The sequence below is a fragment of the Pseudomonas paraeruginosa PA7 genome (assembly GCF_000017205.1).
Lineage (GTDB): Bacteria > Pseudomonadota > Gammaproteobacteria > Pseudomonadales > Pseudomonadaceae > Pseudomonas > Pseudomonas paraeruginosa.
In genome coordinates this window covers 3,302,376-3,326,720 of sequence record NC_009656.1, presented here as the reverse complement: position 1 = coordinate 3,326,720, position 24,345 = coordinate 3,302,376, and the positions used below count along the sequence as shown (strand labels likewise).

General features: G+C 68.6%; 21 protein-coding genes. 6 read left to right on the top strand and 15 right to left on the bottom strand.

Features of this window, described 5'->3' with window-relative positions:
• Positions 1-429 precede the first annotated feature (429 nt).
• Positions 430-2,100 (bottom strand): hypothetical protein, encoded by a 1,671-nt coding sequence (locus PSPA7_RS15285; protein WP_012075973.1) that lies wholly within the window; start codon positions 2,098-2,100, stop codon positions 430-432.
• Between the two features lie 145 nt (positions 2,101-2,245).
• Positions 2,246-2,455, bottom strand: a complete 210-nt coding sequence (locus PSPA7_RS15280) for a hypothetical protein (RefSeq protein ID WP_012075972.1) — start codon at positions 2,453-2,455, stop codon at positions 2,246-2,248.
• A gap of 495 nt (positions 2,456-2,950) precedes the next feature.
• Between PSPA7_RS15280 and PSPA7_RS15275 the strand changes: the two genes are divergently transcribed.
• On the top strand, positions 2,951-3,853 hold the full coding sequence (locus PSPA7_RS15275) for a LysR family transcriptional regulator (protein WP_079262238.1): 903 nt from the start codon (positions 2,951-2,953) through the stop codon (positions 3,851-3,853).
• A 35-nt stretch (positions 3,854-3,888) separates the two neighbouring features.
• Here PSPA7_RS15275 and PSPA7_RS15270 read toward each other — a convergent pair whose 3' ends face one another.
• The 5 genes from PSPA7_RS15270 to kynB all read right to left on the bottom strand — a co-directional run bounded on the left by PSPA7_RS15270 (position 3,889) and on the right by kynB (position 11,452).
• Entirely contained in the window at positions 3,889-5,793 is a 1,905-nt protein-coding gene (locus tag PSPA7_RS15270) for a 10S-dioxygenase (RefSeq protein WP_012075970.1), read from the bottom strand.
• A 39-nt stretch (positions 5,794-5,832) separates the two neighbouring features.
• Positions 5,833-7,707, bottom strand: a complete 1,875-nt coding sequence (locus PSPA7_RS15265; protein ID WP_012075969.1) for a (7S,10S)-hydroperoxide diol synthase — start codon at positions 7,705-7,707, stop codon at positions 5,833-5,835.
• A 287-nt stretch (positions 7,708-7,994) separates the two neighbouring features.
• Positions 7,995-9,401 carry an amino acid permease gene (locus PSPA7_RS15260; RefSeq protein ID WP_012075967.1) on the bottom strand — a complete coding sequence of 469 codons (1,407 nt, stop codon included), beginning with the start codon at positions 9,399-9,401 and terminating at the stop codon, positions 7,995-7,997.
• Positions 9,402-9,556: 155 nt separating this feature from the next.
• Complete coding sequence (kynU, locus tag PSPA7_RS15255; RefSeq protein WP_012075965.1) at positions 9,557-10,807, bottom strand: kynureninase; 1,251 nt, start codon at positions 10,805-10,807, stop codon at positions 9,557-9,559.
• A 3-nt stretch (positions 10,808-10,810) separates the two neighbouring features.
• The gene (gene kynB / locus PSPA7_RS15250; protein ID WP_012075964.1) at positions 10,811-11,452 is read right to left on the bottom strand and encodes an arylformamidase; all 642 of its coding nucleotides are present in this window, start codon (positions 11,450-11,452) and stop codon (positions 10,811-10,813) included.
• Positions 11,453-11,587: 135 nt separating this feature from the next.
• Here kynB and kynR point away from each other — a divergent pair, with 135 nt between their 5' ends.
• A complete protein-coding gene (gene kynR / locus PSPA7_RS15245) occupies positions 11,588-12,064 on the top strand; it encodes a kynurenine pathway transcriptional regulator KynR (protein ID WP_012075963.1) in 477 nt (158 codons plus the stop codon).
• A 73-nt stretch (positions 12,065-12,137) separates the two neighbouring features.
• Here the strand turns inward: kynR and PSPA7_RS15240 are convergent, their stop codons facing one another.
• Positions 12,138-12,536 (bottom strand): four-helix bundle copper-binding protein, encoded by a 399-nt coding sequence (locus tag PSPA7_RS15240; RefSeq protein ID WP_012075962.1) that lies wholly within the window; start codon positions 12,534-12,536, stop codon positions 12,138-12,140.
• 170 nt (positions 12,537-12,706) lie between these two features.
• Between PSPA7_RS15240 and PSPA7_RS15235 the strand changes: the two genes are divergently transcribed.
• Positions 12,707-14,479: a thiamine pyrophosphate-requiring protein gene (locus PSPA7_RS15235; RefSeq protein WP_012075961.1), complete on the top strand. Its 1,773-nt coding sequence runs from the start codon at positions 12,707-12,709 to the stop codon at positions 14,477-14,479.
• Between the two features lie 18 nt (positions 14,480-14,497).
• Here the strand turns inward: PSPA7_RS15235 and PSPA7_RS15230 are convergent, their stop codons facing one another.
• From PSPA7_RS15230 to PSPA7_RS15205, 6 genes are all read right to left on the bottom strand, one after another.
• Complete coding sequence (locus PSPA7_RS15230) at positions 14,498-14,974, bottom strand: DUF4142 domain-containing protein (RefSeq protein ID WP_012075960.1); 477 nt, start codon at positions 14,972-14,974, stop codon at positions 14,498-14,500.
• A gap of 67 nt (positions 14,975-15,041) precedes the next feature.
• Complete coding sequence (locus tag PSPA7_RS15225; RefSeq protein ID WP_012075959.1) at positions 15,042-15,983, bottom strand: 5-oxoprolinase subunit C family protein; 942 nt, start codon at positions 15,981-15,983, stop codon at positions 15,042-15,044.
• Entirely contained in the window at positions 15,980-16,693 is a 714-nt protein-coding gene (locus PSPA7_RS15220) for a 5-oxoprolinase subunit B family protein (RefSeq protein WP_003102104.1), read from the bottom strand. Before PSPA7_RS15220 ends, PSPA7_RS15225 begins: the two co-directional genes overlap by 4 nt.
• Positions 16,690-17,433, bottom strand: a complete 744-nt coding sequence (locus PSPA7_RS15215; protein WP_012075958.1) for a 5-oxoprolinase subunit PxpA — start codon at positions 17,431-17,433, stop codon at positions 16,690-16,692. The genes PSPA7_RS15220 and PSPA7_RS15215 overlap by 4 nt, the downstream gene beginning before the upstream one ends.
• 32 nt (positions 17,434-17,465) lie before the next feature.
• Positions 17,466-18,695, bottom strand: coding sequence for an OprD family porin (locus PSPA7_RS15210; RefSeq protein ID WP_012075957.1), 1,230 nt, complete (start codon positions 18,693-18,695; stop codon positions 17,466-17,468).
• Positions 18,696-18,720: 25 nt separating this feature from the next.
• Positions 18,721-19,992 carry an MFS transporter gene (locus PSPA7_RS15205; RefSeq protein WP_012075956.1) on the bottom strand — a complete coding sequence of 424 codons (1,272 nt, stop codon included), beginning with the start codon at positions 19,990-19,992 and terminating at the stop codon, positions 18,721-18,723.
• Positions 19,993-20,246: 254 nt separating this feature from the next.
• Between PSPA7_RS15205 and PSPA7_RS15200 the strand changes: the two genes are divergently transcribed.
• Entirely contained in the window at positions 20,247-21,200 is a 954-nt protein-coding gene (locus PSPA7_RS15200; RefSeq protein WP_034000173.1) for a LysR family transcriptional regulator, read from the top strand.
• 106 nt (positions 21,201-21,306) lie between these two features.
• Positions 21,307-22,104, top strand: a complete 798-nt coding sequence (locus PSPA7_RS15195) for a putative hydro-lyase (protein WP_012075953.1) — start codon at positions 21,307-21,309, stop codon at positions 22,102-22,104.
• Here PSPA7_RS15195 and PSPA7_RS15190 read toward each other — a convergent pair.
• Complete coding sequence (locus PSPA7_RS15190; RefSeq protein WP_012075952.1) at positions 22,089-23,069, bottom strand: hypothetical protein; 981 nt, start codon at positions 23,067-23,069, stop codon at positions 22,089-22,091. The genes PSPA7_RS15195 and PSPA7_RS15190 overlap by 16 nt on opposite strands.
• Before the next feature lie 301 nt (positions 23,070-23,370).
• Here PSPA7_RS15190 and ispH point away from each other — a divergent pair, with 301 nt between their 5' ends.
• Positions 23,371-24,300, top strand: coding sequence for a 4-hydroxy-3-methylbut-2-enyl diphosphate reductase (ispH, locus tag PSPA7_RS15185; RefSeq protein WP_012075951.1), 930 nt, complete (start codon positions 23,371-23,373; stop codon positions 24,298-24,300).
• Positions 24,301-24,345: the final 45 nt, after the last annotated feature.

Genomic DNA, 24,345 nt, shown 5'->3' with positions numbered 1-24,345 from the left:
TTGTGTCGGCTACCTGGCGGAGCGCCACGACCATTCCGTCTTCCGTAGACGAAGCGCTTCTCCATGCCCGCCGCGCCCGGCGTCACCGGCGGGTGCACGTGTTGCGCGAGGCTTGGCGCGGCCCGAGGGCATTGGCGGTCCAGGCGTGTCCAGGTCATCCCGGTCGATGCGCGGCTGCGCAGAACGCTCCGGAGAATTTCAGGGTAGCGCCGTGGCATGCTAGCGGACCATGTCATGTGCCGCTCCGGCGTGGAACTGTTCGGCAGCGAAATGCGGGGCGCCGCGCGGCCGATTAACTGCGTCGAGCCTTTATTCGCCCTGCCGGCGTGATCTGGCGCGGTATTGGAGTCGCCCGATGGCGGGGCGGGATGGCGCTATGAAAAAGGGGCGCGGCGCCAGACGGCGCAGCGCCCCTTGGGCGAGCGAGTTTCACTCCAGTTCGGCGGTGCTTTCTTCCTGGCGCGCCTGCGGGGTGTTCAACGCGGTATTGCTGATGGCGTGCAGGGTGGTGTTGAACTGCACGGTCTCGTTGAAGCCCTTGACGATCTGCGCCAGCTTCTCGCGGGCGCTTTCCAGCTTCTTGTAGCGTTCGGCGAGTTCCAGGCTGCGTTGCTGCACGCCGGCCTCGCGCTTTTCCAGCTCGGCCTGGCGCAGGTTCTGCTGGTTGCGCTGTTCTTCGATGCGTTCCTGCTCGACCTGCAGCACCTCGGCGCGACGGGCGCTGCTGCGCTCGCGTGCCTCGACGCTTTCCGCCAGCTGCTGCAGGGCGGCGCTGCGTTCGGCCAGGAGGCGACTGCTCTGCTCGGTTTCCTGCTCCAGCGCCTGGCGGTCGTCCTGCAGGCGCTTGTGCCATTGCTTCAGCTGCTTTTCCTTCTCCTGCAACAGGCGTTCCCGCTCGTGCAACTGGGCCTTGCGCGACTCCAGGGACTCCTGCTGCTTGAGCGCTTCCTGTTTCTGTTGGCTCAGCTGCTGGGCCATGCCGGCGAGATCGGCGAGGGTGCCCTGAACGTCCTGCAGCAGATGATCGGTATCGGTGCCGATATTGAGCGTGGTATCCGTGTCCACGTGTGGTTCATCCTCGGGTTGGCGGCTGGAAACGGGGGGCTGGGGCGAGTCGGCGATGGCCTCGCTGCCGACGCCGAGCGGGCGTGCGGAAGGAACCTGCAGGCGCAGCGACAGGTTCGGCACCCTGGCCGAAGTCGGCTCCGGGGACCGTTCGGGACTTGCGAGGGGGGAGGGGCTCGGGGTCATGGAGGGTTCCTCGGGAGTGTCGGGGGTGGCGTGGGGCGGTTCGGCGTCCGGCAGCGGTTCCGGGCTGAGCATCTGCGCCAGGCCGGCCAGTTCTTCGCGGAGGTGGCTGGCGTTGTCGACGAAGGTGCCGATCGCATCGGCTTGCGGCAGCCCGGCGTGCTCGTGCTCGGTATCGGGACATGCCTCGGCAGGCGCCTCGGCCGTATCGGTTTCGCTCTCCAGGTGGTCGTGCCCGGTTCCGGCGACGCTCCGCTCTTCGGTTGCCTCAGGTTCGTCGGGGCGCTCGCCCGCGACAGGGCTGTCCACATCGGCGGGCTCGGGCTCGGAGCCGTCGCCGGTTTCGATGACCGCGGCAGCGGGATCCTCGGTGTGCGCTTCTTCGCAAACCAGCGGCGGTACTTCCTCGCAGGGCTCCTCGCCATCGAGGGCCGGGCCGTAGCCCGCGGGCGGCTGGAAGGTGACCAGTTGCATGACCCAGTCGTGGTTGAGGGCAAGGGAGCGGTGGTCGTCCCGCCGCGCCGGGGCGATCTCCGCTTCCTGCAGGTCGAGCAGGTGGTAGGCCAGGTCATTGGCCCGGCGGTTGCCGGTGGCGGCCTCGCGAACGATCTGGCGGAACACCTGGATGGCTGCTTCGCAGGCCGGGCCGTCGTCGATCCGGCCGGGACGGAAACCGCCCTCGGTCTTGTACAGCGAGGCGATGTAGACGCGCGAGTTTACCTCGTCGAGCTGCTCGTTCAGGCTGTAGGCGATGAAATTGCGCTCGCTGTCGGGGATGGCGAAGCCGCACAGCAAGGCAGCATTCAGTTCCGTCTGGTCGGCCGTTTCCACACTGATGGTTCGAAGAAGCATAAGCCCTGGAGATCCCGTTGGTGCTGGTAGAGTTAGCCAGCGAGGGTACCGGGCGCACCGGGTCAGGTAACTTGGACGACTCCTATTGGAAGGTAGGAAAAGTCTTAAAGGTATTGGCGCAGCCGCGCGGCGGCAGCTTTCCGGTTCAGCGATCCGCCATCAGCACCACGATGGCTTCGGCGACGAAATCGGCGTTGCGCTCCAGGGTCTGCAGGTGACCCATGACCACATCGTAGGTCTCGCCACCCTCATGTCGCCGCGCCCAGATCGCCAGTTCCTCCAGGGCCATGCCCAGGGCACTCTGGTTCTGGTTGAGACGGCAGAGCAGGGCGACAGTCAGGTCGTGATCGAGCATGGCGCTACTCCTGATCCTGAAAATCTCAGCGTAGACCCGGCGGAGCGGACCCGATATGCGGCGGTTCACGAAAAACCGCGAGCGCTTCGCCGGGGCGAGCGCGAGCAGGCCGCCAGGCGCATGGTTGCGACCTGCTCCGCCCGCGCTGCCAGCTCTGCCGGCGGCTGGCAAGGGGACCTATCCGAACGGAGGGGATGGCGCGCGGCCCTGCACCGGCCGATGGTCCGTTCTCCCGGGTGCCTGGGTATACTGGCGGCACGGGAAAGATGCCGTCCACTCAAGAGCGTCCCGGTTCGAACCTCGCGCTTCCTGTCATCTCCGCTAGCTATCTTCCGACTTCCTGGCGCGAACCGGTCCAGGCAGGCGGGCTGCCGGCGCTCAGGTCGTCGCAGGCCGGCCGTGCCCGTGCCGATCCGACCCGTGTTGCCAGCGAGGGGTATGTACGCGATGTCCGTGACCGATGCCAGTTTCCCGATCATCAACTGGTCGAAGGCGATGCCTTCGTTGCGCCAGCTGATGTATTTCGCCTGTGTCGCCGAGTACGGCAGCATCGGCCAGGCCGCCGAGGTGCTGCACGTTTCGCAGCCGTCGCTGTCGCGGCAGATCCAGGCGCTCGAGGCGCACATCGGCGAGGCGCTGTTCGTCCGCGGTCCGGCCGGGGTGAGCCTGACCGAGGTGGGCAGGGTGGTGCATTGCCGTGCGGTGAAGATCATCGCCGAGGCCAAGGCGCTGACCCGCGACATCGGCGACGGCGACGAGCGCCAGTTGCACATCGGTTTCAGTCGTTATCTCGATCCCGGCTGGTCCGGCGAGCTGGCCCGGCGCTTGAAGGAGGCGCAGGTGTGCAGCGCCGTCTCGCCGTCCTGGGCGCCCTCGCTGGACCTGCTCAGCCTGGTCCGCGAGTCGTCGCTGGACGCCGCGATCATCGGCGCGCCACCGAAAGTGGTGCGCGAGTACGAACTGATGCAGATCGGCAGCTACGAGCATGTGCTCGCCCTGCCCGAGGCGGTGCGGGCGCGGCTGGCGCCCGGCTGGTCGCTGGACGACCTGGCCGGCCAGGCGCTGCTGGTGCCCAAGGATTCGCTGTTCCCCGCCTACAGCCAGTTCATGAACGAGGCGATGGAGGCCGCCGCCTTCGCGCCCCGGCGCAGCGTGCGGCCGAACGACCTGAGCATCCTCCTGGCCCAGGTCGCCAGCGGCGACGGCTTCGCCTTCCTGCCGCTGTCGCTGACCAAGTTCGCCTATCCGGGCGTGGCCTTCAGCGCCTTGCCGCCGGCGGTGAACGAGCGCTTCCGCCTGCCGGTGGGGCTGGCGGTATCGCCGACCTCGCGGCTGCGCGCCAGCGACGCGCAGTTCGAATGCTTCGTCGAGACCGCGCGGCGGGTCGCCGCCGGTTGAAACGGGCGGCCGGCGGCCCAGCCGCAGGGATGGTCTCAGAGGGTCTTCATGTACTCGACCAGGGCGCGCCGCTGCTGTTCGCTGAACTGCGCGTTGCCGTAATCGTGGCCGCCATTGGCGTTACCGAGCTTGCCGCTATCGAAGAGGAAGCGGTTGTCGCCGCCGGCATCGGTGACATAGCCGACGTTGACCGGATCGAACTCGACGCTGCCGGTATAGAAGGTGCGCGGGCGCAGGTCCGGCGGTAGCAGCAGGTCGTAGAGGGTCGCCACCGAGCCGTTGTGCAGGTAGGGCGGGCTGGCCCAGATGCCGTTCAGCGGGCGCGCCTTGTAGGCCATCAGGTCGCTGGTCATTGCCAGGCACTGCTCCAGGCGTCGGGCCTTGTCGCTGTCGGCCGCCACGTTTTCGACCAGGAGCAGGGCGCCTGGCGCGTCCGCGGCCGGCGCTTCGGCGCTGCTGGCGTCGGGATCGTCCGGAACCGGGCTGATCAGCGGCGGCAACTGCCCGTCGAAGAGGCCCAGCGCGGCGGTCTGGAAGGCCCCCAGGGCGACGTTCAGGCCGCGCGCGGCCAGGGCCTGGACCACCACTTCCTGGAGTACATCCACCGCGTAGGCCTGCTTGCCGTAGAAACCACGCTGGCCAGTGCCGACGAAGGACAGGTAGGGTTTGCCGCGCACGTAGCCGGTCTTCAGTTGGGCGATGCTGTTGCAGGCGGTCCACGGGTCGGTGCCGATCGGCGCGACGTCGCCGCGCGCCTGCAGGTGGGTGAGCACGGTCTTCACCGGGGTCCGCAGGTCGTTGCGGTCCAGCGGCGTGTGGCAGCTGGAGCAATGTTGCCGGTACAGCTCGCGGCCCTCGGCGACCCTGGTCGGCTCCGGGGCGCCGAACAGCTGGCTCGGCCAGGCCGGCGGCTTCAACTGGCCGAGCTGGTCTTCGATGCGGATCAGGTTGTCGACGTTGATGCTCGACGGGTAGCCGATGTGCAGCGCCGATTGGAGCGGGCTGAGCACCTTGACGTCGGCGAATACCCCGACCGCCTCGCCGGCGTTGCGCGCCAGGGCGCCGACGTCGAACTTGCGGTTGTCGATGTCGACGACGTTGATATGGTTGGGGTTGAATCCGGTCCATTGCACGCGGTCCAGTTGCGGCACGTTCCACAGGAACGGATAGCTCACGGGGGCGTCCTCGGCGCCGTAGATCTGCTCGTCGGCATGCAGTTCGTAGCCCACCGAGTTGAAGATCGAACCGATGGCGTCCAGGCGGCCCGGGCCGAACTCGGGATCGTGCGGCAGGTTGAAGTGCGAGCCATCGCGCAGGCGCACGATGGTGGCGTCCAGGGCTGCCTGCAGGCGCGCCTTGTTGGCGTCGTTGTAGCCGCTGACCAGGCCGTCGGCGCCGAGCACCTTGCGGGCGAAGCGCTCGAACTTGGCGGCGTCGGCGCGGGTGCTCTGCAGGGCGCCGAGGATCTCCAGCTGGAAGCCGGCGAGGTCGCCCATGGTCTGCCCGCCGTAGACGGTCAGCCGGGTACCCTGGTAGCTGATGTGCGAGGTGTGGCACATGCTGCAGGTCGGCCCGACCCAGGGTTCCCTGGAACCCTGCAGGGCCTTCCAGCGCAGCTTGGTGAAGGTCAGGTCGCTGTCGTCGCTGCGGTCGACGGCGTAACCCTGCACCACCTTCACGCTGGAGCCGCCGAGGGTGTGCGGAACATAGCCGTACTGGCGGATCAGCGCGTCGGACATCAGCGGTTCCTCGCTGGCGCGCTGCTCCAGCGCCACCAGCCAGGCCAGCGGCAGCATCCGCGAACCCTGGCCGGCTTCCAGCCAGGCGGTCTTCTGGGTCTGGTTCCAACCCTGGTCGAGGTCGACGCCGCCGTCGTCGGCAAATGCCGGGGCGCCGGCGAGGACGGAAAGGATGGCAAGGCTGAGTCGCGATAGGGTCATCGGGCGGTTCTCTCTATTGGGCATGTGGGCGGGGCCGACTCACAGGGTCTTGAGGTATTCGAGCAGCGCCAGGCGCTGGCTTTCGTCGTACTCGCGGGCGAAGTCGTGGCCGGCGTTGGAGTTGCCTTCCAGGTGGGTGTCGAAGAGGAAGGCGTTGTCCGGGCCGGGCGCGGTGACGTAGCCGACCCGGCTCGGATCGAACTCGTGGCTGCCGCTGTAGAAGGTGGCCGGCCGCTGCTCCTGGGGCAGCAGCAGGTCGTACAGCGACGGCACCGAACCGTTGTGCAGGTAGGGTGCGGTGGCCCAGATGCCGTTCAGCGGGCGGGCGATGTAGCCGAGGAATGGATGCTCGGTGTTCAGGCAGTAGTCCTTGCGCGCACTCTTGTCGGTGGGGACCTCGCCGGCGGCGAGGCTCTGCGCCTGGCTGTCGGCAGGGCCGGCGCCGGCCAGCAGCAATTGTCCGGCGGGCACCGCTTGCAGGCTGTCGGAGCCGGGCAGGGTCTGCTGCCCGGTGACGATGGCGTGGATGATCTCGGCGATGCCATCGGCCAGCTGGCCTTTCTTGCCGAGCATGATCTGGAACACCTCGGGGACCTGCATGTCGGCGATCTTCGAGGTCCGCCCGACGATGCCGACGCCGCTGGGGGTGCCGAGGGACGGGCGGAACAGGCCGAAGTAGTTGCCGCTGGGGCTGCTGAAGGTGAAGGTGTTGCAGGCCATCCACGGATCGGTGCCGATCGGCGCGTCGTCGCCATGGGCCTTCAGGCGTACCTGGCGGACCTTGATCGGGGTTTGCAGGTCGTCGCGACCGATATTCGCATGGCAGGCCGCGCAGTTCTCCGCGTAGAGCCGCTTGCCCTGGGCCAGCCGGGCGCTGTCCGGGGCGCCGAACAGCTGGCTTGGCCAGGCCGGCGCCTTGAGCTTGTGGATCAGGCCCTCGACACGGGTCAGGTTGTCCACGCGGATGCTCGATATGTAGCCCTCCAGGCCGGACAGTGGATGGCTGACCACATCGCCGTAGTCGCCCTGGACCACGCCGATGTCGCCGGCCAGGTAGCCAAGGTCGAAGACCTGGCCGTTGAGGTCGAGCACCTTGACGTTGGGCACGAATCCGCTGGATTGCAGCTTGTCCATCTGCAGCGTGTGCCACAGCGCCGGGAAGCTGGTCGGCGCGTCGGTCGGATTCGGCTGCAGGTGGCGGGCGCCGGAGTTGATCGCCGCGCGGTTGAGCGACTGGCCGGTGGCGTCGAGGCGCCCTGGGCCGGGTTGCAGGTCGGTCGCGGACATGCTCAGCAGGGTGTCGATCAGCGCCGCGCGCTTGGCCAGGGCGGCCTTCAGCAGGTCGCGGTTGCCCGGGCTGTCCTCTCTGCCGAGGACGTGGCCGGCGAAGCGCGCGAACTTGTCGCCGTCGTCGCTGGTGCGGCGCAGCGCGGCGAGCACTTCGTCGAAGATCGCCTGGACGTTGGCCAGGGTGGCGCCGGCGTCGATGGTCAGTTCGCTGCCGCGGTAGCTGATGTCGGTGGAGTGGCAGCCGGCGCAATTCAGCCCGACCCAGGGTTCGCTGGACGACTGGCGGGCCTTCCAGCGCAGGCGGGTGTCGGAGAACCGGCTGTCGTCCTGCTGGTCGAGGGCGAAGCCGCGCGGCAGGCGCAGTTCGCCGCCCTGCCAGTTGCGCAGGGGAAAACCGAGGCGCCGGGCGTTGTCTTCGGAGAACAGGCGTTCCTCGCTGTCCGGACGCTCCAGCGCCTGGGCCCAGGCCAGCGGCAGCAGCCGCGAACCGAGCGAGGCGTCGTACCAGGACGCCCTCTGTTCGGCGTTCCAGCCTTGTTCCAGCTGGATTTCGGTGGCGACGGCAGGGCTGCCGGCGGTGGCCAGCGCGGCGGCCAGCAGGACCCGCGAAAAGGTCGGATGCATCGTGTTCCCCTCATGGCTGACGACGTCTGCGTCCCCACAGGGCTGAGCGATGCAGTGCGCTCGATGGCTGGGCGTACCGCCATGTCGTCCCTGACGGGAGTGCGCCGGCCATGGCGTGCGCCATGGGCCGGAACGTCCGGTTGGGCATTACGCTAAGGAGTCGCGACGATGGGCGGGTAATGCTTTTTGTGCGACGAAAAAGGTATGGGGAACGGAACCGCCCGGTCCGGAAAGGGCGCGTCGGTCGGGCTTCGCCGTGCGCGCCAGGTTCGCAGGGCGGAGAGCGCCTATGGCGTTGCCCGCTCTACCGGGGAATCCCTGCCGGGCCTGCGGACGAACGCCAGGTAGAAGGCGGTGAGCAGCGCGAGGAACGGCACGCCGAAGACCAGGGTCATGCGGAACGCCTCGGTGAAGAAGGTGGTGGCCAGGATCGCCGCCATCAGTAGCAGGCCAAGCAGCGTCGACCAGGGCGCCAGGCGCATGCGGAAAGCCAGCGGCGCACCGCCGTGGCGGGCGCGGTGGCGACGGAAGCAGAGGTGGGTGAAGAAGATCATCAGCCAGGTGAAGAGCGCGCCGAACATCGACACCGCCATCATCAGGGTGAACGACTGCTCCGGGTAGACCAGGTTGAGCAGGGTCGCCAGGGCGATGCCGACGCTCGACAACAGCAGGGCGTTCAGCGGCACGCCCTTGCGGCTCAGTTCGCCGAGGCCCTTCGGTGCATGCCCGGCGCGCGACAGGCTGAACATCATGCGGGTGGTGATGTACAGCTGGCTGTTCATCGCCGACAGCGCGGCGACCAGCACCACGAAATTCATCACCCCGGTGGCGCCGGGCAGGCCGATCGCCCGCATCACCGTGACGAACGGGCTCTGGCTCTGTCCGGCCTGGTTCCACGGGACTATCGCCAGCATCAGTGCCAGGGTCAGCAGGTAGAACACCACCAGGCGCACGATGGTCGAGCGGAACGCCGACTTCACCGCCTGTTCCGGATGTTCGGCCTCGGCGGCGGCGACCGCGATCATCTCCACGCTGAGGTAGCTGAAGATCGACACCACCACGGCGATCCACATGCCCTTCAGGCCATGCGGGAAGAAGCCCCCATGGGCGCTGTAGTTGTGCATGCCGTAGGCCGGGTTGGCGGAGCCGAATACCAGGTAAGCGCCGAGCAGGATGAAGGCGACGATGGCGGCGATCTTGAGTGTCGAGAAGCAGTATTCGAAGTTGCCGAAGGCCTTCACGCTGCTGGCGTTGAGGCCGATCAGCAGGCTCGAGAAGGAGAGGATCCAGACCCATTCCGGGACACCGGCGAACCAGTACTTCATGTACATGGCCACCGCCGTGACCTCGGTGCCCACCGCCAGGACGATGGCCGCCCAGTAGGCGTAGCGCACCAGGAACCCGGCCAGCGGGCCGACGTAGTGCTCGGCGAAGGCGCCGAACGAGCCGGGGGTAGCGTGGGCCACGGTCATTTCCGCCAGGCAGCCCATCAGCAGCAGGGTGATCAGCGCGCCGATGGCGTAGCTGAGCAGGACGCTGGGGCCGGCGAAACCGATGGCGAAGGCGCTGCCCATGAACAGGCCGGTACCGATGGCGCCGCCGATGGCGATCATGCTCATCTGCGCGGCCGAGAGCCGCCGTTGCAGGCCCTGTTCGCGGCGCGAGATGGCCTCGAAGCCCTGGGGGTCGTTCATCTGGATGTCCTCTGGAATCTTATTGGGGTTCTTATGAATTGCCGAGGGAACGTCGGTGGCGATGTGCGTGCGCTCCGGTCGCGGGCTCCTGGCGCGCGAGCGGACGGCGCTCGCGGGCCGCCGCGGGAATACCGGCGCGGCCCGCGCGGGGGGACTCAGGTCACCTTGTGCCGGACCTGGTAGCGCGGCTCTTTCCAGGCTTCGCTCTCGAGGATTTCCAGCAGCGCCTGCACTGCGTCCCAGACCTCGACGAAGCGGGTGTACAGCGGGGTGAAGCCGAAGCGCAGGATGCCCGGCTCGCGGTAGTCGCCGATCACCCCGCGGTCGATCAGGGCCTGGACGATGGCGTAGCCCTGGGCATGCTCGAAGCTGACATGGCTGCCGCGCCGGGCGTGCTCGCGCGGAGTCGCCAGGGTCAGGCCGAAGCGTGCGCAGCGGCTTTCCACCAGCTCGATGAACAGATCGGCGAGGGCCAGCGACTTGTCGCGCAGGCGCTGCATGTCGGTCCGGGCGAAGATATCCAGGCCGCATTCGACCAGGGCCAGCGAGGTGATCGGCTGGGTGCCGCAGAGGAACCGGGTGATGCCTTCGCCGGGCTGGTAGCGCGGCTCCATGGCGAACTGGCGGGAATGGCCGAACCAGCCGGACAGCGGTTGCCAGACGCGCTCGCGCAGGCGCGGCGCGACCCATACGTAGGCCGGCGAGCCGGGGCCGCCGTTGAGGTACTTGTAAGTGCAGCCGATGGCGTAGTCGGCGTCGGCCGCGTGCAGGTCCAGCGGCAGCGCGCCGGCCGAGTGGGCCAGGTCCCAGATCGCCAGGGCGCCGTTTTCGTGGACCAGGCGGGTGACCTCGCGCATGTCGTGCAGGTAGCCGGTCTTGTAGTTGACATGGCTGAGCATCACCACCGCGGTATCCGCGTCGATCGCCGCCGGCAACTGTTCCGGGCTGTCCACCAGGCGCAGCCGGTAGCCGCGCTGGAGCATGTCGGTGAGGCCCTCGGCGATGTACAGGTCGGTAGGGAAGTTGCTCGATTCGGAAACGATCACCTTGCGCTGCGGCGCCTCTTCCTCCTGGATCCGCAAGGCGGCGCTGAGCACCTTGAACAGGTTGATCGAAGTGGTGTCGGTGATCACCACTTCGCCGGCGCGCGCGCCGATCAGCGGCGCCAGCTTGTCGCCCAGGCGCTCCGGCAGGCCGCGCCAGTCGGCGCTGTTCCAGCTGCGGATGAGGCCGTCGCCCCATTCCGCGGCGACCACTTCGGCGGCGCGTTCCACGGCCGCCCGGGGACGGGCGCCGAGGGAGTTGCCGTCGAGGTAGATCACGCCGTCGGGCAGGGCGAAGAGCTGGCGCAGTTCGGCAAGGGGATCGCGGGCGTCGAGCGCCAGGCAGTCGTCACGAGTGGTCATCGGTTACTCCGCGGTAGGCAGGGAACGCAGCACGGCACGCACCGGGCTGGCATCGAGGTGGGTGAATTTCAGCGGCAGGGCGAGCAGTTCGTAGTCGCCGGCGGGTACTTCGTCGAGGACCACGCCTTCGAGGATCGCCATGCCGTGGCGGCCCACCGCGTGGTGGGCATCGAGGGTCTTGGAATGCTGCGGATCGAGCGACGGGGTGTCGATGCCGATCAGCCTGACGCCGCGCTCGGCGAGGCATTCGACGGTGGTCGGAGCGATTGCGCAGAAGCCTTCCGGCCAGTTCGCCGGGACCCGTTCGAAGGTCCGCAGCAGCACCCGTGGCGGCAGGTCGTCGAGCTGGCCGGCGAGGTGTTCGGGGGTCACCAGGGGAGTGGCGCCGATGCAGTGGAGCACCCGGCACGGCCCCATGTAGACATCCAGCGGCACCTGGCCGATGGCCAGGCCGTCGGCGCGGTAGTGCAGGGGAGCATCGACGTGGGCGCCGGTATGCGGCGAGAGGGTGACCCGGCCGACGTTGACCGGACAGTGCTCGTCCAGCCGCGCCGCCCATTCCTGCTGGAAAGGGGTGTCGCCGGGCCAGGTCGGCGTGCTCGGGTCCAGGGCGGGACTGATGTCCCAGTAGCGGAGCGAAGTCATTGTTTTTCTCCGGAAATCCAGCGAATGATAATGAACGAGATTTCGGAGAATTTTCGTGCGAAATGCAAGGTCGCATGGCAATCTGTTCGCACAAAATTCGAAGATAGCTATTCATTCTGATAGGAACTGCGACGCATGCCCCTCGATGCCATCGATCTCCGCATTCTCCGCCACCTACAGCAGGACGGGCGGATGAGCAACCAGGACCTGGCCGAGAAAGTCTCCCTCTCGCCCTCGGCCTGCCTGCGCCGGCTGCGCCTGCTGGAAAGCGAGGGAATCATCCGCGGCTACTCGGTGGAGCTGGACGCCGAGCGCCTGGGCGTGGAACTGGAGGCCATCGTCCATGTCTCGCTGCGGCAGGACGTGGAAGGCTGGCACGAGGCATTCATCGCGCGCGTCCAGGACTGGCCGGAGGTGGTCACCGCCTATGTGGTGACCGGCGCCACCAACTACGTGCTGCGGGTCCGCGCGCGCAACCTCAAGCACTATTCGGACTTCATCGTGAACAAGCTGAACCGCGCCGCCGGGGTCACCGACATTCGCTCGGAAATCGTTCTCCAGGAGATCAAGGCCGGCGCCGACCTGCTCGACCTGGTGAACCTGAAGGGCTGAGCGCGCCGCCAACCGTCGACATGCGGAGCGGCCGCGCGCGCAGCAAACGCAGCGGCGGCCTTGGGTTGGTCGCTCAGGTTGGCAACAACGGCCGACAGGCCTCGACGAAGCGTCGGCAGCCGCCGGCGCATTCGCGCTCCAGCGGCTCGCCGCCATCGCAGCGCTCCGCGCATGCCAGGGCATAGCGCGCCGCCAGCTCGCAGGCGGCCGGCGCCCATGGGCTGCGGCGTTCCAGCAGCAGGGCACCGAGACGGCAGAGGTCGGCGCAGTCGCCGGCGTGCTGGCGTTTTTCCGCGGAGGCCTCGGCGCATAGCGCCAGGTAGCGCTCGCAGGCGTGGATGCAGGACTGGGCGGCGCGCCGGCAGCGCTCTTGCGGCGCGCGAGCGGCGGCATCGCCGAGCAGGGCGTCGGCGTCGGTTTCCAGCAGCGAACCAGGGTCTTCGTTGCCGGGATCGTTGATGGCACGGCTCATGGCGGCACCTCCTGGCCGGTTGCGCCCATGCGGGCCCTGCTCGTTGGTCCGGCGGGGCATGCCGACAGTTCAGTCGATTTCGCCGCCGGCACCGTCGCTCGATTGCCTTGAACCCTCGCCGGCCTGGCCAGTCCTCACAGGTACGACCCAGACAGGACCAGGAGGCGAGAATGTCCAGCACGGTTGCCGATCAACTGCTCGAACGCTTGAGCCAGTGGGGGGTGAAGCGCGTCTTCGGCTACCCCGGCGATGGCATCAACGGGATCATGGGTGCCATGGGCCGGCGCGCCGAAGCGTTCGACTACATCCGCGTGCGGCACGAGGAGATGGCGGCCTTCATGGCCGGTGCCCACGCCAAGTTCACCGGCGAGGTCGGGGTCTGCCTGGCCACCTCGGGGCCGGGCGCCATCCACCTGCTCAACGGGCTCTACGACGCGCGCATGGACCACCAGCCGGTACTGGCCATCGTCGGCCAGCAGGCGGCGACCGCGCTGGGCAGCGACTACCAGCAGGAAGTCGACCTGCAGAGCCTGTTCAAGGACGTTTCCGCCTACGTCGAGACCGTGGTCAGCCCGGCGCAACTGCTGCATGTGCTGGACCGCGCGCTGCGCGTGGCGGTCGGCGAGCGGCAGGTGGCGACGGTGATCGTGCCCAACGACGTGCAACAGATGGCGGCCCCGGAAAGCCAGCCCCACGAGCATGGCCACGTGATGTCCGCGGTGGGTTTCGTCCAGCCGCGACCCTACGCGCGCGATGCGGACCTGCAAGCCGCCGCGGCGATCCTCAATCGCGGCCGGCGCGTGGCGATCCTCGCCGGCGCCGGTGCGCTGGGCGCGCACCGGCAGCTGGAAGCGGTCGCCGAGCGCCTGGCCGCCGGGGTGGCCAAGGCGCTCCTGGGCAAGGCGGCGGTTTCCGACGACCTGCCTTACGTGACCGGCTCCATCGGTCTGCTCGGCACCCGCGCCAGCAGCATGCTGATGGAGCATTGCGACACCCTGCTGATCGTCGGCAGCACCTTCCCCTACAGCGAGTTCCTACCCAAGGCCGGTCAGGCGCGGGCGGTGCAGATCGACCTGTATCCGCGCAACATCGGCATCCGCTATCCGATCGAGCAGGCCTTGCTCGGCGATGCCGGGGAAACCCTGGAGCGCCTGCTGCCGCTGCTCGAGCAGAAGAAGCACGGCGCCTGGCGCCGACGGGTCGAGCGAGCGGTGGCGGCCAGCCGCGAGGAGGCCCAGCGCCAGGCCGAGGAACCGGCCGATCCGATCAACCCGCAACGGGTGTTCCGTAGCTTGTCGGAGCAGTTGCCGGACGATGCGATCCTCTGCGGCGACAGCGGCTCGCACACCAACTGGTACGCCCGCGACGTGCGCATGCGTCCGGGCATGCTCGGCTCGCTGTCGGGCAAGCTGGCGACCATGGGCAGCGGCGTGCCCTACGCCATCGCCGCCAAGCTCGCCTATCCGCAGCGGCCGGTGGTGGCGATGGTCGGCGACGGGGCGATGCAGATGAACGGCAACGCCGAACTGGTCACCGTGCAGCAGTACTGGCAACGCTGGGCCTCGCCGACTTTCATCGTACTGGTGCTGAACAACGGCGACCTCAACCAGGTGACCTGGGAACAGCGCGCGCTGGCCGGCGATCCGGAGTTCAGCCCGGCGCAGGAAGTGATCGACTTCCCCTACGCGCGCTATGCCGACATGCTCGGCTTCAAGGGTATCCGCGTGGATCGCCCGGAGGACATCGACGCCGCCTGGGCCGAGGCCTTCGCCGCCGACCGCCCGGTGCTGCTGGAGGTGCTCACCGACCCGAACGTGCCGCCGCTGCCGCCGCACATCAGTTTCGAGCAGGCCAAGCACCTGCTTGGCGCCATGCTGCAGGACGATCCCAAGCGCTGGGGCGTGATCCGCCAGAGCGCCCGGCAGGTTCTCGCCCGGCACTGAGCAAGGCGGTCGTGCCGCTCAGTCGGTGCGGCCGCTGCGCAACTGGTCGGCCAGTTCGCGGTGGTGGTAGAAGCGCGCCAGCCATTCATCGGCGAAGCGGCGCAGCTCGGGGTCGGTGGCATCCCGGGCGAGGCCTTCGAAGCGCCCGACCAGGCGGTCCTGCTGGCGAATCTGCGCGTCGAGGAAACCGCGCTCGTCGAAGCCGCCGGGAGCGGCGGCCTGGCGTTCGGTCTGGCGCGGCGAGGGCAGCGCCAAGGCCTTTTCCCCGGCCAGGGCGCGCAACTGGTGGTCGAACTCCTGCTGTTCGGTGAGCACGCGCTTGGCGTAGAGCTGCACGGCCTTGTTGTCGGAACGGCGCATGGCCTGCTCGGCGGCCGCCACCTGGGCCTGGCTGTCGGCCAGGCTGGCGGCGAGCAGGGTGCGGGTATCCTCCGGTTCGGCCTGGACGGCCAGGGGGAGCAGCAGGGCGGCGATCAGGGACAGGCGGCGAAGCATGGCGACCTCCGGGCGGGACGATGTGTGCGGTGGACGCCGCTCCCGCGGGGCCGTTCAAAAAAACCGCCTACGCGTCCCAGGCCGCCAGCAGGCGCCGATGCTCGCGATGCGCCGCCTCCTGCACCGTCGGCAGCAGCCGCACCCGCTGGCCCGGCAGGCATTGCGCCAGGCGCGCCAGCGCCAGCGGGGCGAGGGCGCCGAGACGGGGATAGCCGCCGATGGTCTGGCGGTCGTTGAGCAGGACGATCGGCTGGCCGTCCGGCGGCACTTGCACCGCGCCCAGGGCGATGCCTTCGGAGATCATCGACTGCTGCCGGCATTCCAGGCGCGGGCCGAGCAGGCGCACGCCCATGCGGTCGGCACGGGTGTCCACCTGCCAGTCGCCGTTGAACGCATCGAACAGGCTCATGGCCGGGAAGGCGCCGATCTGCGCGCCGAGGATCAGCTCCAGGCGCGCGTCGCCAGCGCAGTCCAGGATCCGTTCGCTGGGCATCGGCAGCGCGCGTGGCCGCGCGCCATCGGCCAGCCAGCCGAGGCTGTCGCCTTCGCCCAGGGCCTTGCCGTCGGCGCGGGGGCCGCCCAGGCCCTCGCGGACCACCGTGGACAGGCTGCCCAGCTGGCGCGCGCCGGCGAAGCCGCCGGGCGCCGCCAGGTAGGCGCGGGCGCCCTGGCGTGGGTGGGCGAAGGCCAGGCGCTGACCGTCGCGCACGGCGAACGCGCCCCAGGCCGGCAGCGGCTGGCCATCGAGGGTCGCGCCGAGATCGCCGCCGGCCAGGGCCAGCCAGCCATCGGCGCGGCATTCGGCGACGAAGCCGCCGAGGGCGATCTCGATCACCGCGGCGTCCAGGGGATTGCCCAGCAGCCAGTTGGCCCAGCCCATGGACAGCCAGTCGAGGGCGCCGCCCTGGGTCACGCCGAGATGGCGGCAGCCGAAGCGGCCGCGATCCTGCAACTGGACCAGCGGGGTGCTCTGGCACACCCGCAGGCCGCCGTGGATGGAGTCGTTCATGCCTGGACCTCCAGGGGCGTGTCGTCGCCGCCGAGACGGACGAATTCGGCGTGTCCGATGGGTTCGAAACGCACCCGGTCGCCGGCGCGCAGCAGGCTGTAGCCGTCCAGGGTGAGGTCGAACAGGCGCACCGGGCAGCGCCCGAGCAGGTTCCAACCGCCTGGCGAGGCCTGCGGATAGACCGCCGTCTGGCGCTCGGCGATGCCGACGCTGCCGGCGGCGATGCGTTGCCGGGGAGTCGCCAGGCGGGGTGCCGCCAGGGCTTCCTCGACCAGCCCCATGAAGGCGAAGCCGGGGCTGAAACCGAGGGCGAAGACCCGATACTCGCGCTGGCTGTGGCGGCGGATCAGCTCGGCGACGCCGAGCTGCTTGCGCCGCGCCAGGGGTTCCAGGTCGGGGCCGACCCGCGGGTCGTACCAGGTCGGCAGGATGTGCAGACGGCCGCCGTCCTGGCGTTTCGGGCGCAAGTCGGACAGCGCCGCGGCGATCCGCGCGCGGGCCTCGCCAGGGTCGAGCTGGAGCAGATCGTATTGCAGGAGCAGGGTGGTGTAGGACGGCACCAGGTCGAGCAGGGCGGCGCCGAACGCCGCCCGCAGGTTTTCCTCCGCCGCCAGCAGCCAGGGCATGTTGGCTTCGTCGATGCGCTCGAACAGGCGCAGCACGAAGCTGTCGATGGCGGCCACCTCGATGCGCGGTTGCGGTTGGCTCATGCCGCCTCCAGGGCTTCGCGGATGCGCCGCACCGCGGCCAGCGAGGCGGGATTGTCGCCGTGCACGCAGAGGGTCCGCGCCTCCAGCGCCAGGGCGCTGCCGTCGCTGGCGCGCAGCGGCGCGCCGCGGGCCAGCAGCAGGGCCTGGGCGACCACCGTCTCGGCGTCGTGGTGCACCGCGCCGGGCTGGCTGCGCGCGACCAGGTAGCCGGCGCCGTCGTAGGCGCGGTCGGCGAACGCCTCGAACCACAGCTCGATGCCGTGGGCCGCGCCCAGCGCCCGCACCGCGGCGTTGTCGCGGGTGCTCATGAGCATCAGCGGCAGGCTACGGTCGTAGGCCGCCAGCGCGCGCAGCACGGCGGCGAGGATCGCCGGGTCGCGCATCATGTCCTGATACAGCGCGCCATGCGGCTTGACGTAGCGTACCTGCGCGCCCTGGGCGCGGCAGAGTCCGTCGAGGGCGCCGATCTGGTAGAGCAGCAGGTCTTCCACTTCCTGCGCCGAGCAGGCCAGCGAGCGCCGGCCGAAGCCGACCAGGTCGGGGTAGCCGGGGTGCGCGCCGATGCGCACGCCATGCTCCACCGCCAGGGCCACGGTGCGGCGCATGGTGCCGGGATCGCCGGCGTGGAAGCCGCAGGCGATGTTGGCGCAATCGATCAGTGGCATCACCTCGGCGTCCAGGCCCATGCGCCAGGCGCCGAAGCTCTCGCCGATATCGCAGTTCAACAACAGGCTGTTCATGCAGGTTCCTTCAGGTCATTGCTCGCCGGACCTCACCACAGCGCCAGGCTGTAGCTGAGGATCAGGCGGTTTTCGTCGAGGTCATTGGCGAAATTCGAACGCACCGTGGCGTTGCGCCATTTCACCCCGAGGTTCTTCAGCGGCCCGCTCTGTACCACGTAGCCGATGTCGGTGTTGCGTTCCCACTCCTTGCCATCGTTGGCCGCGCCACGGGCGACGTTGTCGCCGGAGACGTAGCGGCTCATGAAGCTCAGGCCGGGCAGGCCGAGCGCGCCGAAGTCGTAGTCGTAGCGCAGTTGCCAGGAGCGTTCGTCGACATTGCCGAAGTCGCCGATCTGGATGAAGTTGACCAGGTACGGATCGCTGCCGGCGATGTAGGGATAGGGGTCGTCGCCGCTGATCCGCTGGTAGCCGGCGGCCACCACGTGGGCGCCCAGGCGCAGGCTGAAGAGGGCGCCGAAGGCGCGGTTGTCCAGTTCGCGGAAGTCGCCGTCCTCGCTGGCCCGGGCGAAGCGCAGGTCGCTTTTCAGCGAGCGTTGTCCGCCGAGGTCGAGGGTATGCACCAGGCCGGCGAAGGTTTGCCGGTAGATGTCCTTGAGCCGGCCGTGGTGCAGGCTGGCGGTCAGCGCCGGGGTCAGGCGATAGTCGCCGCCGGCGAAGTCGAAGGCATCGCTGCGCCCGCCGATGCGGTTGGCGCTGAGGGCCTGGTAGTCGCTGGAACTGTTCAGCTTGTTGCGGTCCAGGTGCGCGCCGCGCAGGGTCAGGCCGTCGATCTCCTGCACGTCGAGCAGCGCGCCACGGAACAGTTCCGGCAGCAGGCGGGTGTCGTTGGCCGAGACCAGCGGGCTCTTGAAGTGCAGCGCGCCGACCTTGAGCAGGCTGTTGGAGACCCGCGCCTTGGCGGTCAGGTCGAGCTTGGCGTAGTCGTCCTGGGAGCCGCCAGCCGAGCCGTCGGCCGGCAGAAGCCCGGTACCGCCGCTGCCGCCGCCGGAATCGAGCTTGAGGCCGAGCAGGCCGATGGCGTCGACGCCGAAGCCGACGCGGCCTTCGCTGAAGCCGGATTCCAGGCGCAGGAGGAAGCCCTGCGCCCACTCGTCGGCATTGTTGCGCGCGCCGCTCTGGCGGAAGTCGCGGTTGAAGTAGAAATTGCGCAGTTCGAGGCTGGCATGGCTGTCCTCGACCAGGTCGGCCTGGGCGAAGAGCGGCCAGCCCAGCCCGCTGCCGGCGAGCAGCGCGGCAGCCAGGCGGGGATTGGGATGCATGACGGGTTCCTCGGTCGGCGGCGGTTCAGAGTTCGAGTTGCTTGCCGCGGGTCTCCGGCAGGCTGAGGGCGGCGAGGATCACCACGCCGTAGGAGACCGCGGCGAAGGCGCCGATCCCCAGGCCCAGCGAGACCTTCTGGCCGATCATGCCGATCAGCATCGGGAACAGCGCGGCGATGGCGCGCCCGGCGTTGTAGCAGAAGCCCTGGCCGGAGCCGCGGATGCGTGTCGGGAACAGCTCGGTGAGGAACGAACCCATGCCGCTGAAGATGCCCGAGGCGAAGAAACCGAGCGGGAAGCCGAGCCAGAGCATGGCGCCGTTGCTCACCGGCAGCTGGGTGTAGAGCAGCACCACGGTGAAGGAGCCGACGGCGAACAGGACGAAGTTCTTCTTGCGCCCGATCAGGTCGGTGAGGAAGGCGCTGACCACGTAGCCGACGTAGGAGCCGAGGATCACCATCGCCAGGTAGCCGCTGGTGCCGAGCACGGTCAGCCCGCGCTCGGTCTTGAGGAAGGTCGGCAGCCAGGCGGTGATGGCGTAGTAGCCGCCGAGGGCGCCGGTGGTCAGCAGCGAGGCGCGCAGGGTGATGCTGAGCATGCCGGGGGCGAAGATCTCGTAGAAGCTGACCTTGTCGGCGCCCTGGTTGCGCTGCCGGGCTTCGCGGTAGATCGCCGGTTCCTTGACCAGCCGGCGTACCACCAGGACGAACAGCGCCGGCAGCAGGCCGAGCATGAACAGCGCGCGCCAGGCCTCCTCCGGCGGCAGCAGGCTGAACATCAGCGAGTAGAGGATGGCGGTGAGACCCCAGCCGATGGCCCAGCCGGACTGCACCAGGCCGACCGCCTTGCCGCGGTCGCGGGCCTTGATCACTTCGCCGATGAGTACCGCGCCAGCGGTCCATTCGCCACCGAAGCCGAAGCCCATCAGGGTCCGAGCCACCAGCAATTGCTCGTAGTTCTGCGCGAGGCCGCAGAGGAAGGTGAAGAAGGCGAACCAGAGCACCGTCAGTTGCAGGGTCAGTACGCGGCCGATGCGATCGGAGAGGATCCCGGCGATCCAGCCGCCGGCGGCGGAGGCGAGCAGGGTCATGGTGTGGATGAAGCCGGCTTCGCCGGTGCTGATGCCCCACAGGGCGATCAGCGTGGGAATCACGAAGCTGAGCATCTGGGTGTCCATGCCGTCCAGGCCGTAGCCGATCTTGCAGCTCCAGAAGGCCCGCCGTTCCTGCTTGTCGAGGGCGCGATACCAGCCGAAGTGACCGTCCCGGGAAGTTTCCGGGCCGGCGTCGAGGGTCATGTGTTTTTCCATGGGGGCACCGATCGTCGTTATTGGTGTTATGAAGATTCGGTGGGCGCCGTCGCACCCGGGTGGTGGCATTCTTCGAGGCTGGCCAGGGGGCGTCCAACTAATTTATGCGGCCGCCGGGGATAAGAAATTTCGATGGCGGAGCAGGCCGCCATGCGTCGATCATGTGCCGCTGGAAGGCGGCGCTGGCATGCAAACTGCTCGCTCCCGCCACCTTGTGCCCCTTGCCCGTCGGTGCCCGCCACATGAACCTGAAATTCCTCGAGACTTTCGTCTGGGTCGCGCGCCTGAAGAGCTTCCGCCTCACCGCGGAGAAGCTGTTCAGCACCCAGGCCTCCATTTCCAGCCGGATCGCCGTGCTGGAGGACGAACTCGGCGTCAAGCTGTTCGTCCGCGATTCGCGCGGCGTGACCCTGACCCCGGAGGGCGACAAGGTACTGGCCTACGCCGAGCGGATGATGGACACCATGCACGCGCTGAAGCAGTCGCTCGACACCGGCGCCAGCACCCAGGGACGGATCCGCATCGGCGCCATGGACACGGTCATCCATACCTGGCTGAGCCCGCTGGTGGCGAAGGTCACGGAGGCCTTCCCGGCGGTGGAGATCGAGCTGATGGCAGACACCGCGCGCAACCTCTCCGAACAGTTGCAGAAGGGTTACCTGGACCTGATCTTCCAGACCGATTCGCTGCGCCACGAGTCGGTGCTCAACCTGGAACTGGGCAGCTACCCGCTGCGCTGGATCGTCTCCACCGGTTCGATCTATCACCGCGACTACGCCTCGCTGGCGGACCTGGCGCGGGAACGGGTGGTGACCTTCTCCAAGCACTCGCGGCCGCACCAGGACGTGCTCGGCCTGCTGCACGCCAACGGTGTCGCCGCGCCGCGCCTGAACTGCGTGAACTCGGTGGCGGCGATGACCCGCCTGCTGCGCGATGGCTTCGGCGTCGGCGCCTTGCCGCCGGCACTGGTCAGCCAGGAACTGGAGCGCGGCGAGCTGACCCTGCTGCGCCTCGGCCCGCCGCCGCCGAACCTGCCGGTGGTGGTGTCCTGGCGCGGAGGCACCGGCCTGGAGCTGGTCGACGAAGTGGTGGAACTGAGCAAGACGGTGCTGGCCGACTACGCGGTCAATGTCGGCCCGGAGTGCCTGGTCCTGGCGCCGTTGAAGAAAGGGGTGGGACGGCTGCGTTCGCGCTGATTCGGATTTTCCGATAGCCCCCGGCGGAAAAATCTTGTTGGACGCTGGCCGCCGTCCGCCTCTACAAACCCCGCAACAACAACATCCGCCAGCGAACGGAGCCGCCATGCCTGCCCCGACCTTCGACGAACTCGCCCAATTGCCGCCGCCGACCCTGCGCCAGTTGATCCGCCGCGGCGACTATGCCGGCCATACCAGCGGCCTCGGCCAGCGCCACCTCCAGGCCAACCTGGTGATCCTGCAGAAATCCTGGGCCGACGAGTTCCTCCGCTTCTGCGCCCTGAACCCCCGGGCCTGCCCGCTGCTCGACGTCAGCGAACCCGGCTCGCCGCATTTCGCCAGGCTCGGCGCGGATATCGACGTGCGCAGCGACCTGCCACGCTACCGCGTGCACCGGCGTGGCCAGGAGCCCGTCGAGGTGAACGACATCGGCGCGTTCTGGGAGGCGGATTTCGTCGCCTTCGCCATTGGTTGCTCGTTCTCCTTCGAACAGGCGTTGCGCGACGCCGGCATCGGCCTGCGCCATCTCGAACTGGGACGCAACGTGGCGATGTATCGCAGCTCCATCGCCACCCGGCCGAGCGGTCGCCTGGCCGGGCCCACGGTGGTATCGATGCGCCCGATGAAGGCCGCCGATGCGATCCGTGCGATCCAGGTCACCAGTCGTTTCCCGCTGACCCATGGCGCACCGCTGCACCTGGGCGATCCAACGCTGATCGGCATCCGCGACCTGGCACGACCCGACTACGGCGACCCGGTGCCGCTCGCGGCGGACGAGATCCCGCTGTTCTGGGCCTGCGGGGTCACGCCCCAGGCGGTGCTCGCCGAAGCCCAGCCGGAGCTGTACATCAGTCACGCGCCGGGACACATGCTGGTCAGCGACCGACTCTACGATGAACTCTGAGGGGCGTCGTCCTTCGCCGGACCGGGAATGATCGCCAGGTGGCGCAGGGCGTCCGGCTCCAGGCTGTAGCTCTTGCCGCTCGGCGCTTCGACGAGCCGGCCGAGGGCATGGAGGGTGAAGTAGCGCACCGTTTTGGCGCAGCCGAGGATGTCTTCGAGGTAGCGCCGATACGGATAGGCCTGCAAGGTTTCCGGGGCAACGTAGAGGAAAACCGGCTTGCCGTCGATGCGGTCGCGGAACCTGAAGCGGAAGCCTTGCGGCCGGTTCGGTGAACCGTAGCGCCGGACCAGGTCGGCACCGCCGTAGAACACCTTGCCGGCGCTGCCCGGGGTGGCATAGCCGATGTGCTGGAAATAGGCGCGCAGCGGTATCCGGCCGAGGCCGCTGATGCGGATGTCCAACTGCTTGAATTCTTCCGCCGGCAGCTCGGCGCGGGCCTGGCGGAAGGTGTCGACGAGCAGTTCGAAATCGCGGGTGCGCCGCGGTCGTTGCGTCCTCTGCCGAGGCGCGGCGGGAGCGGCGGCGCGCGGGCCGGCGGAGGCGGGCGGCTGTTCCTGGGCGTCCGGGTCCGCTTGCGGCGGCGCGGCCTCCTCGGCAATGCCCGGATCGAATTCCTCGACGTAGGCGTCCAGCTTGTCGCGGATGCGCCGCTGGCCGGCTTCCTCGGCGGATTCGCCCGGACGGAGAGCGTCCTCGTCCTCCTCGACGAACCATTCGCAATCCGGCAGGTGGGTGGAGTGCGGGAACTTGCTGAAGTGCGCGGCCTTGCGGGTGTCCTGCGGCAGCTTGTCGTAGTTGCTCGCCGACACCTTGATCCCCTGCGCCCGGCAGCCCTCGCTGGAACAGAGGAAATCGAAGCGCTTGCGCGGCTCCGCCTGGGAGAAGTATTCGCGGCGCGCGCTGGCGATGGAGATCACCCGCTCCAGTTGTACGCAGTAGGCCTGTCCGATCCGTTTACTTGCCATGCTTGCCGTTCTTCCAGGGAAGGGAGCGGGCCGCAACAGCCGTCCCGCAAGTGAAATTCATCGCGCGAGCCAGGGGCGGAGACCCGCAGCGACGGCCGGCGCACGATAGCATGGGCAGGCCCGGGCCTTCCTGTGGAAACGGGCAGGGACCGCTCCGGCGCAAGTCCTTATAGATTACATGGGCAAGGTCCACTCGCAGTGATCGGCCTGCGCCCGCCAGTCGCCCCGGGGCCGGGGATTCGTGGCATTGACTGGCGGCGACTCGACCCGGAAATCTTCGTTCCCCCAGAGAGGCACACCCGTGAAAATCATACTTGCCCAACCGCGCGGCTTCTGCGCAGGCGTGGAGAGAGCCATCGAGAGTGTGGAGAGCGCCCTGGAGCAGTTCGGCGCGCCGGTGTACGTGCTCCATGAAATCGTGCACAACCGGCATGTGGTGCGCAGCCTGGAAGGCAAGGGCGCGCGCTTCGTCGAACGGTTGGACGAGGTGCCAGCGGGTGCGGTCCTGCTGTTCAGCGCCCATGGCGTGGCGCAGAGGGTCGAGGACCAGGCGGCGGAGGCGGGCCTGCGGGCCTTCAATGCGACCTGCCCGCTGGTACTGAAGGTTCACCGCCAGGGACGCCAGTATGCCGCCAAGGGATACCGGATCATCCTGATCGGCGACATTGATCATCAGGAAGTGATCGGCACCGTTGGCCAGATCCCCGCGCCAGTGACGGTTCTGCGCAAGGTCGAAGAGGTCGGGGCGCTGCCGTTCGCCGCCGACACGCCGCTGGCCTACATCACCCAGACCACCCTGAGCATGGACGATACCCGGGCCGTTGTCGCGGCGCTGCGCCAGCGCTACCCGCAGATCGTCGGTCCGGATACCCGCAACATCTGCTATGCCGTGCAGAACCGCCAGTTGGCGGTGCGCAGCCTCAGCCGGCAGGTGCAACTCGTGCTGGTGGTGGGCGGGCACAACAGCGCGAATTCGGAAACCCTCCGCTGGGTCGCCGAGTGCGAGGGCATTCCCAGCTACCGGCTGGCCAACGGCAGCGAGTTGCGCCGGGAGTGGTTCGACGGAATCTCGACGGTTGGCCTCAGCGCCGGTGCCTCCACGCCGGAAGCGATGATCGACGACGTACTGGATCGCATCGGCCAGTGGATGCCGGTGGAAATCGGCCTGCAGCCGGGCATCGAGGAATACGCGCAGTTCCAGTTACCTGCGGGACTGATCGCTCGCCAGTGAGGGAAGCGCCCGCTCGATCCGGGGCCTGCCGTCCGGCAGGCCCCG

Excerpts from the sequence above, each read along its gene's own strand:
- PSPA7_RS15205 (WP_012075956.1), bottom strand. The coding sequence starts at position 19,992 with ATGACCCTCGACGCCGGCCCGGAAACTTCCCGGGACGGTCACTTCGGC.
- PSPA7_RS15225 (WP_012075959.1), bottom strand. The coding sequence starts at position 15,983 with ATGAACGACTCCATCCACGGCGGCCTGCGGGTGTGCCAGAGCACCCCG.
- PSPA7_RS15275 (WP_079262238.1), top strand. The coding sequence starts at position 2,951 with ATGCCTTCGTTGCGCCAGCTGATGTATTTCGCCTGTGTCGCCGAGTAC.
- PSPA7_RS15210 (WP_012075957.1), bottom strand. The coding sequence starts at position 18,695 with ATGCATCCCAATCCCCGCCTGGCTGCCGCGCTGCTCGCCGGCAGCGGG.
- kynB (WP_012075964.1), bottom strand. The coding sequence starts at position 11,452 with ATGACTTCGCTCCGCTACTGGGACATCAGTCCCGCCCTGGACCCGAGC.
- PSPA7_RS15215 (WP_012075958.1), bottom strand. The coding sequence starts at position 17,433 with ATGAACAGCCTGTTGTTGAACTGCGATATCGGCGAGAGCTTCGGCGCC.
- PSPA7_RS15240 (WP_012075962.1), bottom strand. The coding sequence starts at position 12,536 with ATGAGCCGTGCCATCAACGATCCCGGCAACGAAGACCCTGGTTCGCTG.
- PSPA7_RS15220 (WP_003102104.1), bottom strand. The coding sequence starts at position 16,693 with ATGAGCCAACCGCAACCGCGCATCGAGGTGGCCGCCATCGACAGCTTC.
- kynR (WP_012075963.1), top strand. The coding sequence starts at position 11,588 with ATGCCCCTCGATGCCATCGATCTCCGCATTCTCCGCCACCTACAGCAG.
- PSPA7_RS15235 (WP_012075961.1), top strand. The coding sequence starts at position 12,707 with ATGTCCAGCACGGTTGCCGATCAACTGCTCGAACGCTTGAGCCAGTGG.
- kynU (WP_012075965.1), bottom strand. The coding sequence starts at position 10,807 with ATGACCACTCGTGACGACTGCCTGGCGCTCGACGCCCGCGATCCCCTT.
- PSPA7_RS15190 (WP_012075952.1), bottom strand. The coding sequence starts at position 23,069 with ATGGCAAGTAAACGGATCGGACAGGCCTACTGCGTACAACTGGAGCGG.
- PSPA7_RS15265 (WP_012075969.1), bottom strand. The coding sequence starts at position 7,707 with ATGCATCCGACCTTTTCGCGGGTCCTGCTGGCCGCCGCGCTGGCCACC.
- PSPA7_RS15260 (WP_012075967.1), bottom strand. The coding sequence starts at position 9,401 with ATGAACGACCCCCAGGGCTTCGAGGCCATCTCGCGCCGCGAACAGGGC.
- PSPA7_RS15230 (WP_012075960.1), bottom strand. The coding sequence starts at position 14,974 with ATGCTTCGCCGCCTGTCCCTGATCGCCGCCCTGCTGCTCCCCCTGGCC.
- PSPA7_RS15280 (WP_012075972.1), bottom strand. The coding sequence starts at position 2,455 with ATGCTCGATCACGACCTGACTGTCGCCCTGCTCTGCCGTCTCAACCAG.
- PSPA7_RS15195 (WP_012075953.1), top strand. The coding sequence starts at position 21,307 with ATGCCTGCCCCGACCTTCGACGAACTCGCCCAATTGCCGCCGCCGACC.
- PSPA7_RS15285 (WP_012075973.1), bottom strand. The coding sequence starts at position 2,100 with ATGCTTCTTCGAACCATCAGTGTGGAAACGGCCGACCAGACGGAACTG.
- PSPA7_RS15200 (WP_034000173.1), top strand. The coding sequence starts at position 20,247 with ATGAACCTGAAATTCCTCGAGACTTTCGTCTGGGTCGCGCGCCTGAAG.
- PSPA7_RS15270 (WP_012075970.1), bottom strand. The coding sequence starts at position 5,793 with ATGACCCTATCGCGACTCAGCCTTGCCATCCTTTCCGTCCTCGCCGGC.